Consider the following 13,472-nt stretch of genomic DNA (forward strand, 5'->3'; position numbering starts at 1 on the left):
ACATCTGCCTTTGAACTTAATTTTCAATTCTTAGACAAATAAAGTATTGCTAATATTCCCTTCTGGCACAATTTCTGCAAAATGAACAAACGAAGAGATTACACTCCTACAAATCTCCTGGAAGGATCGGTCATTACCCCTGACCACTTTAGTAGAAAAATCCTCCAATATATTACACATTACATAGCTAAGCCGACTGAAACAATCCCGAGGAATGAAGAATTTTTTCTTACCCTTTTAAAATTGTTTTTTTATTAATTTTTATAAAAAATAGAATAAATGTTTCATTTTTAAGCAAAATCTTACTTTTAACTTGAAGCATTAAATAATATTATTACATTTGTAACGTAGTTAAAAATGAAAGAAATCAAATCGCACAAACGAAATAACCGTTCTTTCAAGAAAAACTACAGTTGATCCAAAGAGTAAGCGAGACAGTCCAAAAACTCCCTATACTTGTAACATCAACAGCAAGATATTTGACATTCTGATTTACTCTCCCGGCTAAGTCTGACTCACTCAATGAGTATGGGCTGCTTAGTTTTTAGAGCAAGGGCTGAGGTTGATTCATGCAAAGCATTCGAGTCCCTCGGTTTTTAGAGCAAGGGCTGAGGTTGATTCATGCAAAGCATTCGAGTCCCTCGGTTTTTAGAGCAAGGGCTGAGGTTGATTCACACAAAGTGTTCGAGTCCCTCGGTTTTTAGAGCAAGGGCTGAGGTTGATTCATGCAAAGCATTTGAGTCCCTCGGTTTTTAGAGCAAGGGCTGAGGTTGATTCATGCAAAGCATTTGAGTCCCTCGGTTTTTAGAGCAAGGGCTGAGGTTGATTCATGCAAAGCATTTGAGTCCCTCGGTTTTTAGAGCAAGGGCTGAGGTTGATTCATGCAAAGCATTCGAGTCCCTCGGTTTTTAGAGCAAGGGCTGAGGTCGATTCATGCAAAGCATTTGAGTCCCTCGGTTTTTAGAGCAAGGGCTGAGGTTGATTCATGCAAAGCATTCGAGTCCCTCGGTTTTTAGAGCAAGGGCTGAGGTTGATTCATGCAAAGCATTTGAGTCCCTCGGTTTTTAGAGCAAGGGCTGAGGTTGATTCATGCAAAGCATTTGAGTCCCTCGGTTTTTAGAGCAAGGGCTGAGGTCGATTCATGCAAAGCATTTGAGTCCCTCGGTTTTTAGAGCAAGGGCTGAGGTTGATTCATGCAAAGCATTCGAGTCCCTCGGTTTTTAGAGCAAGGGCTGAGGTTGATTCATGCAAAGCATTCGAGTCCCTCGGTTTTTAGAGCAAGGGCTGAGGTTGATTCACACAAAGTGTTCGAGTCCCTCGGTTTTTAGAGCAAGGGCTGAGGTCGATTCATGCAAAGCATTCGAGTCCCTCGGTTTTTAGAGCAAGGGCTGAGGTTGATTCATGCAAAGCATTTGAGTCCCTCGGTTTTTAGAGCAAGGGCTGAGGTTGATTCATGCAAAGCATTTGAGTCCCTCGGTTTTTTAAAGCCATCTGTGAAAGCAGGTGGCTTTTTTTATTTCTGCTCGTGACCAAATTCCTCCCTAGCCATCATTAGAATACTATCTTTCAGACTTTTGCAGTAGATTGCAATACACATGCATAACAATATTTTTGATACGGACCTCCAACCTTTTAAGCTAAAATTGGGGGAAATCGTGAAAAATCTTCACGATATGGCGAGTGAAACTCGTAATGAGGGTCTTAGCCAAACTCTCAGTGAACTCCGGACAAGTATTGGAGAACCTTTTTTGTTTGTAATTGTGGGTGAGGTAAAAGCGGGCAAAAGCAGCTTTATAAATGCTTTGTTAAATGTGGGTAAAGAGGTAGTAAAAGTTGCTCCGGATCCCTGCACAGATACGATACAACAATTGATCTATGGAGATCAAGCAACTGAGCTGGAAATAAACCCCTATTTAAAAAAGATCATACAGCCCGTGGATATCCTTCGCAAGATATCCATAGTCGATACACCAGGTACAAATACCATTTCTGAACATCATCAGGAAATAACCGAAAGATTTGTTCCTCGCAGCGATCTAATAGTTTTTGTTTTCGAAGCTAAAAACCCCTATCGCCAATCTGCCTGGGATTTTTTTGATTTCATTCATAAAGACTGGCAAAAGAAAATCATCTTTGTTCTACAGCAGGCAGATCTCATGAACGAGGCTGATCTTACCATCAATATCGAAGGAGTCCGAAAGCACGCAATAAAAAAAGGCATAAGTGATCCGAAAGTCTTTGCCCTTTCCGCAAAGCAGGAATTAGAGGGAGATCATGCTTCCAGTGGTTTTGACAAACTCAATGATTATATACGGGATAATATCACCAATCTCAATGCATATAAACTGAAATTACAAAGTACCGTTTCCACCTCTCGTAACCTCCACGCTAAACTGGAGCTAACTTTGAGAGCCATGGAAGGCCAGTTAAAGGCCGATCGTGATTTCAGGGCTGACATTCATCATACCCTTCAGGATCAAGAGGAAAGATCTCAAAGACAGGTTGATGCCTTGATTAGAAATATGCTGGAGGATTATGACCGTATAACTCTTGAAAGTCAAAAGGAACTTAGCGACGGCATGGGTGTTCTGGCCCTAACCCGAAAGAGTTTTATGTCCGTCTTCAATAAATCTGATTCCCCTCAGCTTTGGCTGAAAAGCCTTACAAAAAATCTGGAACAAGACCTTAGCAAAAGCTTTAATGAAAGGCTAAATGAAGGCGTAGAAGAAATTGCAGACAGTATCCGCCAAATGGCCAAGATCATCGATCTGAAAATCCAAAATTCTCAAACAGTCCTCAGACCCAAACAAGACATATTTGGGGATATTTCTGAAAGACGGAGACTGGTATTGCGGGAATTACGGGAAGGTTTTTCTGATTTTATCAATCAAACAGAAAGCTTTGTGGGTAAAGAGGTTTTTCCGGAAGCGTCTAATTTATCTCCCAATATAGCTGCAGGAAGCGGCATGGCCGTAATTGGTGCTGTTTTGGCAACCGTTACATCAGGCGTAGCTTTCGATATTACCGGTGGGATTATCACTGCAGCAGGATTGATGTTTGCAGGAGGAACCATCTTATTGAAAAGAGGAAAAATAATTGGGGGCTTTAAAAAAGAGATTGACAAAGGGAGAAAACAACTTTCCACCAACCTTGACCATAAATTAAAGGCTTACATTTCTCATATTCGCAAAAAGATAGACAGCAATTTCTCAGAGTTTGATAAATTGTTGGATGAAGAAGGCAGGCATGTCGAAAAATTAGCTGTACAACATACCTTCACGCGCCAAAGTCTGGACAAACTTGAAGAGGAACTAAAACAATAGGATCTCCCTTTACGTTCAACCATAGCCTCAGTACTTAATCCCTAAAACATTTCCTCCTGCATGGAACTGGCCGAACTCAGGAAGCTCGTAAGACAAGGAGAAGGCTTTCAACTGGAATTTAAACGCAAAGCCAAATACCCGGAAAAAATCGCCCGGGAATTTGTCGCATTTGCAAATTCTGAAGGAGGTATTCTATTGTTAGGGGTAGATGATGATGGCAGTATATATGGGAGCAAAAGCCCCGGAGAGGACCAGTTTATCCTTGAAGATTTCCTCCAAAAATACCTTGTCCCAAAAATTGATTACAAAATCCGTAGAATTCCCATTACTGCCCAAAGAGAAGTAATTCTATTTCAGGTAAAATCAAGTTATAGAAAACCTCATTTTATTCGCTACCCAGACAGGCAAAGTGAAAAACAGGCCTATGTACGGGTAAAAGATATGAGTGTAAAGGCGAGTAAAGAAATGGTGAAAGTGCTAAGGCATAATAAAGACAAGCAAGGAGTATCTCTCCGAATTGGAGAAGCAGAAAAGCGAATCCTGGCTTATCTGGAGGAACATGCAGGCATAAATCTCCAAACTACTTCTGAATTATTAAAAAGTAATCTCCAGCAAGCTTCAAGCAAACTCGTGATCCTTACACGGGCAGGAATCCTCTCTATTAAAGCCAGTGAAAAAGGCGATGTGTTTTCCTTAAACAAAAAAGCCTTCGAATAACCGTACATTCCAATAATAAAAATACCAAACTCACTGGTATTTATACAATTCAATTCCAATCTTACCGTTATGATGTAAGGTTAGGGTATTTCTATTAATAATTTTAATTAGATTTGCTCTCTACTGATTGAATAAGTCAAGGTCATTTTTTAAGAAGAAACACTAACAGGGACCAATAACAGCCATTTTACTCGTTCCGGACTAGGAAAGATTTGTAATATAATGCTTTCCTCAAGGCTATATTTATTTGTAAGATATGACAAGAAATTTACGACTCATTCTAATCTTTAGCTTCAACTTTTTCATGCTTGGGCAACTCTATGCCCAGCAACCTGAACAAGATTGTATCAATGCTATCCCCGTTTGTCAGAATGTATACGTCCAAACCAACTCCTATGTAGGAGAAGGCTTAGATCCTAATGAAATCGACGCCAATATCTCTTGTCTTGGTAGTGGGGAAGAAAATGACGTCTGGTACATATTTACCGTACAGACAGCAGGGATGGTGAGTTTTACAGTAAATCCCATCAACTTTTTTGATGATTATGATTGGGCAGTTTATGACCTTACCAATAATAGCTGTGCAGATATAGCCACAAATGCAGGCCTTGAGATCAGCTGTAATTATTCTGCCACCTCAGGTCCTACCGGACCAAATCTTCCCGGAGGAGCTCCCAGTAATGGCGCGGGAGGCCCCAATAGAAATGGACTTATTCCGGTGGTTGCTGGTCAAACCCTCGTAGTCAACGTAAGTAATTTTTCCAATACCAGTTCAGGCTATACCCTGGATTTTTCGGCTTCTACAGCCTCTATTTTTGATAATATTCCTCCAACTATGGATAGCATTTCTGCCGATTGTGGGGGGGGAGTTGAAGTTTCTTTCTCAGAAAATATAGTTTGTTCTACGGTTCAACCTACAGACTTTACTGTAACCGGTCCTGGTGGGCCTTTTACAGTAACAGCAGTAGGAGGAAACAATTGTGTTGCTGGCGGAACGTTCGATACGGATTTTGTATTGACAGTTAGTCCTTTGATGGTCCAAAGCGGAACCTATTATATCTCTTTAGCTGGAGACGTAGAAGATAACTGTGGAAATATCGGTATTTACGAAACAGATAGCATAGCGATCGTAATTCCCAATATCGCAGCAAGTGCTACTCAGGATACTATTTGCCAGGGGCAAAGTACTACCCTTTCTACTCCTTCTCAGCCAGGTTTCACCTATGTATGGTCAGGCGGGAATACAGGAGCTACCGTTACCATTACTCCCCCTCTTACTGCAGTATATAATGTATTCGCAACAGATCCATTTGGATGTACATCCACAGGCTCTGTTCCCATTACAGTTTTAGATACTGCTTTGGCGACTTTTAGCCTTTCCTCCAATTCCATCTGTCCGGATGAAGTTATAGATGTAACCTTCACTGGTTCCAACGATCCCAGTGCAAGTTTCATTTGGGATTTTGGAGGGGCAAATGTACTCTCAGGTACAGGTGCTGGCCCCTATCAACTATCCTGGACTACAGCTGGTATAAAATCAGTTAGTTTGAATATTAGCCAACAGGGTTGTGCAAGTGCCAGTAGCAGCAATACCGTTACAGTAAATCCAGGTCCGGAATCAGATTTTACGGTTCCAACTAATCCTGTTTGCCTGGGTACAACAGCTACCATCACTTACAACGGAACTCCAAGTGCAACAGCCAATTATTTCTGGGATTTCGATGGGGGGATTGTCCTAAGTGGTGCTGGTGCAGGCCCATATCAGGTGAGTTGGGCGATTCCTGGACCCAAAAACATAAGCCTGAACGTAACAGATAATAATTGTGTTTCCCCAACTACAACTAAAAGCCTCACTGTGGCAGCAAATCCCGTAGCAAACATAAGTCCACTCATGGATCAATGTCTAAAAGGGAATGCTTTCAATTTCAGTTATAATGGAGGGGCAAGTATAGGCAGTTATAGTTGGGACTTTGGCGATGGAAGTCCAGCAAGCAGTTTGGCTTCTCCCATACATACCTATACAAATTCCGGAAATTATACCGCAACCCTCAACATCACAGATGGAAATGGTTGTAGCAATTCTACTACCCTGGATGTGGAAGTTTATCCGGCTGTACAGGCAGACTTTAATTTCAGTCCCGTCTGTTTCGGACAAAACACCAGCTTTACAGACCTCAGTAATACCAATGGAATTGCCATCCAATCCTGGGATTGGGACTTTGGAAATGGAAATGCTTCCAATCTTCAAAACCCCGACGAAACCTTCTCAAATTTTGGGTTCTTCAATACAAGACTTATCGTAACAACTGCACAGGGATGTGCAGATACCCTCATACAACAAACAGAAGTATTTGAGCAACCGCAGGCGAACTTCAGTTTTACAAATGCTTGTGAAAATCTTCCAGTTAGCTTTACGGAGACTTCTGTAGTAAGTAGCTCTTCTCTCCTATACAATTGGGATTTTGGAGATGGGCAATCAGCGGTAGTTGCAAATCCAGATCATCAATATACCGGCTTTGGCAGCTTCCCTGTGAATCTGATTGTAACCACTCAAAATGGATGTACGGACCAATTCCAGGACAATATCCAGGTTTATCCTAAACCTATTGCCAATGTTCAAATTGATGCGGTATGTCATGAGAATTCTACTGTATTCCAGGATTTATCAAGTGTAGCAGCTGGCAGTAGTATAAGTAGCTACAATTGGGACTTTGGAAATGGCCAAAGTTCTTCCGACGCAAATCCGCAGTTTGCCTATGACCTGGCCGGAATATATGATGTGAGCCTGATTGTAGGAAGTGGAGAGGGTTGTCTGGATACGACCAGTCTTTCAGCCACTGTCTATCCGAATCCCAAAGCTGATTTCAGCATGGAGTCAGTCTGTGAAAACGATGAGGCCAGCTTCATGAATCTCAGTACCATAGATGGCAGTATAACGGCTGATGTTATTGATCAATTCGCCTGGAACTTTGGAGATAATAGTTCAGGATCCACCCTGGAAAATCCTACACACACTTATCAGACAGATGATACTTATCAGGTTACCCTCACGGTAACTTCTAATAAAGGATGCGATGCAAACACGACCCTTCCTCTCCTGATCTATCCCGGACCTGATGCGCCACAAGCAGTTGAAGACACTTCTTGTTTTGGCTATCCGGCATTTTTGATCGCCCAACCTCAGCCCGGCCAGGATGTGGACCACGTAGACTGGTACACAGAGGCAACAGGCGGCAGTCCATTCGAAACTAGCTTCACCTTTGTCACACCACCCTTGACAAGCACACAGACTTATTATATCGAAGCGGTTTCTGGATTTGGTTGCAGGAGTTCTCGTGTAGAAATCAATGCCTATACGCATGATGAGAGTTTAGGCCGTTTGGTGGTCAATGATTCTGTCCTTGAAATCCCACAAGCTATTGCTGAGTTTGCTGTCATCGGTGGCAGTCCTATTGCTACCTATGATTGGGACTTTGGAGATGGAAATACCTCTACGGACTCGGAACCAGTGCATGAATACAAAAATGCAGGCAAGTTTCTGGTTAGCTTGAACTACCTCACAGAAAATGGATGTGAAGGGCAATTCTCTCGCTTGATCGAAGTAAAAGAGTTGGTTGTCGTAAGCATCCCCTCTGCTTTCTCTCCCAATGGAGATGGAGTCAATGATTTCTTCTACATCGGCAGCAATCTGATTACTGATGTAGATTTCAAAGTTTATAACCGTTGGGGAGAACTTGTTTTCCAAAGTCAGAATCCTGATTTCCAATGGAATGGATTCAGTTCAGAAGGAAAAAGATTAGCTGAAGGTGTGTATGTGTACTTGTTTGATGGAATTGATATACAAGGACGCCCTATAGAGCGCTCCGGTACCATCAGTTTATTCAAGTAACAAATTAGCCATTTCTTGCCCAAGGGCACTTCCAATGGCTACTCCCATACCTCCCAGTCTCAAAGCTGCAAAGAGTCGATCATCCACTTGCTGGCAGATCGGCTCTTTACTTTCCCCAAAAGCCATAATTCCTGCCCAGCTATCCGCTATTTCATAAGGATGATCAGGGATGATGATATCCTCCATCAAAGCTCTGAGTTTATCCATTATCAGATCGGTGGTTTTCATCTCCAGACTTTGCTCTCCAGCAAAATCCAGATTCCGCCCTCCTCCCAACATCAATCGATCTTCATAATTCCTAAAATAATAGTAGCCTTCCTCCATATGAAATACTCCCTTTATCTTCAGTCCCTCAATGGGTTCTGTAATCAATACCTGTCCCCTACCTGGCTTTAGTTCCAGTTGAGGAAAGAATTTCTGACTAAAGGCATTGGTACAAAAGGCCACTTTCTTACAGGAGAAAAGCAATTCCTCTCCTCCCATGGGATTTTTCACCGAAATCTCCATCCTGTCCGATTTTACGTTCCAGCTATTCACCTCAGCTCCACTCAATATTCTGACACCCAGAGCAGCAACATGATTGCTTAGATTCCTCATCATTTCGCCTGTATCAATTTGAGCCTCAAAGGGATTCTCGATGATTCCTTTGACGGCATCACTTGAAAAAGCAAACTGGCTTATTCTCTCTGCTGCATTTTTATAAACCTTTGTGCCAAAAACCGGGCTCAATAATTTATTGATTTTGGCCAGTTGATCGAGGTAGTGAAGTTCTTCTCCCCTCAACAATTCATAGCCCCCATAATTGAGGTATCCCAGCTTTTTTTCTCCCAATCTCTTTTTTAGTAATCCGAGTCCCTTCCATCTTTTTTCTACCAGACCCAGCATCCCCTCCTCTCCAATGAGATTCAAGTCCTGCCATAACTCTGATACCGATCCGAAACAGGCAAAACCTGCATTTTTCGTACTGGCTCCACTCGGAAATAAGCCCCTTTCCAAAACAAGAACCTTTGCATCAGAATCCTTTTCCAATAGTTCAGCAGCGGTGGATAAGCCTACAATTCCTCCCCCCACAATTATGTAGTCATACTTCATCAAAGAATTCGATTCCCAAAAGCTGATAGATGGATATTGAGTAGGCTGCATAATATCTGAATATGAATTTCGCAGAAAAGGATACGATCCGTTAATCATTCTGCAATAAAATTATTTTGTTTTATGATTTTATTATCCCTAATATTGTGTCGGAATGAAATTAAGCCAAACATACAAGTCTTTTTATTATTACTTCTTTTATTTTTTTAAAAGCAGTCCAGGGACTTGTTAAGTATAAACAATATATTTTTTTAGCCGTCCCTGAATGATATTCAGGGATTTTTTTTTAGTCAAAAATTATGCATCAAGTGCTTCAGGCAACAAAACCCATAGCGATCCAGGGAGTCCAGGGCTCCTTCCATGAGATAGCTGCGAAGAAATACTTCGGAAATGAAATCGAACTGGAAATGTGTGATTCTTTTCCGGGCCTCTTTCAGGCAATGGAAAGTGGTCGTTCTTCTTTTGGGGTTGTTGCGATAGAAAATACCGTAGCAGGTACTATCCTTCCTAATTATGCCTTATTGCGTAATTCCAATTACAAAGTGATCGGTGAAGTTTATCTCCGCATTGAGCATCAATTGCTGGGGCTGAAAGGAAGTACGATTGAAACATTAGAAGAGGTTTATTCCCATCCAATGGCAATCAATCAGTGCAGACACTTTTTTCGCTCCTACCCTCAAATCAAATTGATTTCTGCAGATGATACGGCTGCAAGTGCAGCCAGACTCGCCCAATCACAGACCAAAGGCCAGGCAGCTATAGCGAGTCGCCTTGCAGCCGAGACCTACGAACTTGAAATTCTCGCAGAAAGTATAGAAGATAATAAGAGGAACTTTACCCGCTTCCTGATCATTACTGATGATATGGACTTCCTGGCGAAGCAAGAGGAGATTAACAAAGCGAGTATCAGTTTTATTGTAGCACATAAAGTCGGACATCTCTCTCAGATATTACAGGTTTTGAGTGCCTATGATATGAGTTTGAGTAAAATCCAGTCCTCTCCGATTGTAGGACAGGAATGGCAATATTTCTTCCATGTGGATTTGGAATTTGACGACTACGAACGATTCAGACAGTCTTTAAATGCCATCAATCCCCTTTTATCAGAGTTAAAGGTATTGGGAGAATATCCAAAAGGCGACAAAAACGTTAGTTAGAAAAAGCGCTATTGCAAAGCAAATGATTATACCTGAAGCAAATAGATTAGGCAGCGTGAAAGAATACTATTTCTCAAGAAAATTGAGAGAAATAAGAGCTCGCGTTGCAGCTGGAGAACACATCCTCAATCTCGGGATTGGCAATCCGGATATGTCTCCTTCTGATTCGACCCTTAAAACCCTGGTTAAAGAAGCCATTGAGCCGGGCAAGCATGGCTATCAACCTTATAAAGGAACTGCCCAGCTTAGATATGCTTTTGCCAAATGGTATGAGAATACCTATCGTGTACAATTACATGCAGATTCCGAAATCCTCCCGCTTATGGGATCCAAGGAAGGCATCATGCATGTCTCTATGGCTTTTCTCAATGAAGGAGATCAGGCGCTGGTACCAAATCCGGGATACCCGGCTTATTCAAGTGCAGCCCGCATTGCAGGAGCGGAAATTGTGTCTTACAAACTTTCGCCCGAAAATGACTGGTACCCAAATCTGGAAGAATTAGCCAAACAAGATCTCAGCCGTGTAAAAATCATGTGGATCAATTATCCGCATATGCCTACAGGAACACGCCCTACAGATGAGCTTTTTGAGCAGTTGGTGGCTTTCGCCCAAGAACATAAAATCCTCCTCTGTCATGACAATCCTTATAGCCTGGTATTGAATCCGGATCCTAAAAGTATTCTTTCTATCCCTGGAGCCAAAGAAGTAGCGATTGAACTCAATTCTTTGAGTAAATCTCATAATATGGCTGGATGGAGAATCGGTTTATTTGCGGGAGCAGAGGCTTACCTTCAGGCTGTGCTAAAGGTAAAAAGCAATATGGATTCAGGAATGTTCCTTCCTTTACAGGAAGCCGCAGTTAGTGCACTTGCCAATTCATTTGCCTGGCATGGAGAAAGAAATGCAGAGTACCAGAAAAGAAGGAATATTGCCTTTGAGATGCTGGATGAATTGGGATGTAGCTACAAAAAAGATCAGGCGGGTATGTTTGTCTGGGCTCGGATTCCAGATAATGAAGCAAGCGGAGAGGAATTTTCAGAACGAATTCTAAATAGCATACACGTTTTCCTGACGCCCGGATTTATTTTCGGAGATCAGGGAGAAAAATATATACGTATTTCCCTATGCACACCAATGGATGGTCTGCAACTGGCCCTGGAAAGAATTAAAGCATTTACAAAAGCAACAGTATGATTGTTTCGATCATTGGATTAGGATTGATTGGTGGTTCCCTTGCTTTGGATTTGAGAAGTAATGGCTTTGCGAGTCGTTTGATTGGTGTGGACCTGAAAAGGGAACACCAGGAGCAAGCGATGGAATTAGGCCTGGTAGATGAAATCATGGAATGGGAAGAAGCCTGCAAAGTAGCGGATATTCTTATCCTAACAGTACCTGTAAGTGCGATTCTCAAGCAGCTTCCCAAAGCCCTGGACCTTGTACGCGAGGATGCTTTGGTCATGGATATGGGCTCAACCAAATCCGAAATAAAGCAAAGCATATCTGGACATCCGAAAAGAAAACGTGCTGTGCTCGCCCACCCTATGGCGGGCACAGAGTATTCTGGGCCCAAAGCTGCTATCCATAACCTTTTTCATAGAAAGGTAGCGATCATTTGTGATCCAACAGAAAGTGATAAGGATGCCCTCGAATTGGCAGAAAGATTATTAAAAAGCCTCTTCATGCGCATCATTTATATGGATGCCCGGGAACATGATGTACATGCTGCATATGTTTCCCATGTCTCCCATATTAGTTCTTTTGTTCTGGCTCTCACGGTCCTTGAGAAAGAAAAAAGTGAAGCCAATATCTTCAATATGGCTTCCGGAGGTTTTGCCTCTACAGTTCGATTGGCGAAAAGTTCTCCCAAAATGTGGAGAGATGTCTACGAACAAAATGCGGACAACCTCATTGATGTACTCGAAATTTATATTAAAAAAATGCAGGCATTCAAAGGCCTGATTGAATCCGGAGAATTTGACAAGACAGCTGAACTCATGCAAGAAGCCAATGAGATCGGCAGGATTTTGAAAGAGACTCCTCACTTAATGAAATACAGCTAATCTAGAAATTATGGAAAAAATGGATCTGATTCCCATGAAAGAATGGGGACTGGGACTTGGAGACACCATGAATATATCCGGTCCCTGTAGCGCAGAAACCCCCGAACAAGTCATGGAGACTGCTCAGGGAGTTACTCAACATGAAGTTGATGTTCTTCGTGCAGGTATCTGGAAACCCAGAACTCGCCCTAATTCTTTTGAAGGAGTGGGAAGTGTAGGCTTGAAATGGTTGAAAGATGCCGGAGAAGCTACCGGTAAACCGGTTTGTACAGAAGTAGCCAACGTAAAGCATGTGTATGAAGCGCTACGAACCGGTATAGATATTCTTTGGGTAGGTGCTCGTACCACAACCAATCCATTTGCCGTTCAGGAGATCGCAGATGCACTCGAAGGAGTAAACATCCCGGTCATGGTAAAAAACCCGGTAAACCCGGATTTGGAACTATGGATAGGTGCTATGGAAAGGCTTTATAAATCGGGCATTAATAAAATTGCGGCTATTCACAGAGGATTTTCTACCTACGGACCTTCAAAATATCGAAATGAGCCCCAGTGGGAAATTCCGATCGAGCTTAGAAGGCGTATGCCTGATCTTCCGATCATCTGTGATCCCAGTCATATTTCAGGAAAAAGAGAATTGCTACAGCCTGTCTCTCAAAAAGCCCTGGACTTGAATTTCGATGGACTCATGATTGAATCCCATCCTAATCCTGACAAAGCTTTGAGTGATGCAAAACAACAGGTAACTCCTGTAAGATTGGGAGAGATTCTGGAAAGCCTTGTTCACAGAAATGCCAATTCAGCTGATCCACAACTCTCAAATAAACTTGAAATGTTTAGAGAAAGGATAGATGAGATTGACGAACAACTCATCCGTATGTTGGCTGATAGAATGGATGTGGTTAAAAAGATTGGACAGTTTAAGAAGGATAATAGTATCACCATTCTTCAGACTTCTCGTTGGAATGAAATCATTCAGGAGAGATTGGCACTCTCTTCCCCTCTGGGAATTAGTAATGATATAATGGTTGAAATCTTGCAGATGATTCATAAAGAATCTATCCGCCAGCAAACCGCAGTGATGAATGCAGTAGAATCCAAATAAGTTAGAATAGGATAAATGGAAAAAGCGCGAATCGGTTGACTCGCGCTTTTTTCTTATAATTTACAATTGCATCAAAACGTGTTACTACACAATATTACTACTATTAAGTCTTCTTATGCCCTACCCCG

8 protein-coding genes are annotated in these 13,472 nt (G+C 42.0%); 7 read left to right on the forward strand and 1 reads right to left on the reverse strand.

Features of this window, described 5'->3' with window-relative positions; translation table 11 throughout:
- The first annotated feature begins 1,595 nt into the window (after positions 1 to 1,595).
- From R8P61_13915 to R8P61_13925, 3 genes are all read left to right on the forward strand, one after another.
- Complete coding sequence (locus R8P61_13915; GenBank protein MDW3648159.1) at positions 1,596 to 3,323, forward strand: dynamin family protein; 1,728 nt, start codon at positions 1,596 to 1,598, stop codon at positions 3,321 to 3,323.
- A gap of 60 nt (positions 3,324 to 3,383) precedes the next feature.
- Positions 3,384 to 4,040 carry an ATP-binding protein gene (locus tag R8P61_13920; protein ID MDW3648160.1) on the forward strand — a complete coding sequence of 219 codons (657 nt, stop codon included), beginning with the start codon at positions 3,384 to 3,386 and terminating at the stop codon, positions 4,038 to 4,040.
- Positions 4,041 to 4,296: 256 nt separating this feature from the next.
- Complete coding sequence (locus R8P61_13925) at positions 4,297 to 7,929, forward strand: PKD domain-containing protein (GenBank protein MDW3648161.1); 3,633 nt, start codon at positions 4,297 to 4,299, stop codon at positions 7,927 to 7,929.
- Here the strand turns inward: R8P61_13925 and R8P61_13930 are convergent.
- Positions 7,918 to 9,072: an FAD-dependent oxidoreductase gene (locus R8P61_13930; GenBank protein ID MDW3648162.1), complete on the reverse strand. Its 1,155-nt coding sequence runs from the start codon at positions 9,070 to 9,072 to the stop codon at positions 7,918 to 7,920. The two genes, R8P61_13925 and R8P61_13930, sit on opposite strands and share 12 nt — an antisense overlap.
- A 248-nt stretch (positions 9,073 to 9,320) precedes the next feature.
- Between R8P61_13930 and R8P61_13935 the strand changes: the two genes are divergently transcribed.
- The 4 genes from R8P61_13935 to R8P61_13950 are packed head-to-tail and all read left to right on the forward strand — an operon-like array spanning position 9,321 to position 13,344.
- Positions 9,321 to 10,178, forward strand: coding sequence for a prephenate dehydratase (locus R8P61_13935; protein ID MDW3648163.1), 858 nt, complete (start codon positions 9,321 to 9,323; stop codon positions 10,176 to 10,178).
- Between the two features lie 22 nt (positions 10,179 to 10,200).
- The gene (locus R8P61_13940; protein ID MDW3648164.1) at positions 10,201 to 11,373 is read left to right on the forward strand and encodes an aminotransferase class I/II-fold pyridoxal phosphate-dependent enzyme; all 1,173 of its coding nucleotides are present in this window, start codon (positions 10,201 to 10,203) and stop codon (positions 11,371 to 11,373) included.
- Positions 11,370 to 12,239 carry a prephenate dehydrogenase gene (locus R8P61_13945; GenBank protein ID MDW3648165.1) on the forward strand — a complete coding sequence of 290 codons (870 nt, stop codon included), beginning with the start codon at positions 11,370 to 11,372 and terminating at the stop codon, positions 12,237 to 12,239. Before R8P61_13940 ends, R8P61_13945 begins: the two co-directional genes overlap by 4 nt.
- Positions 12,240 to 12,249: 10 nt before the next feature.
- Entirely contained in the window at positions 12,250 to 13,344 is a 1,095-nt protein-coding gene (locus tag R8P61_13950) for a bifunctional 3-deoxy-7-phosphoheptulonate synthase/chorismate mutase type II (GenBank protein ID MDW3648166.1), read from the forward strand.
- Positions 13,345 to 13,472: the final 128 nt, after the last annotated feature.

The organism is Bacteroidia bacterium (assembly GCA_033391075.1).
In the GTDB taxonomy this organism is placed as follows: domain Bacteria; phylum Bacteroidota; class Bacteroidia; order J057; family J057; genus JAWPMV01.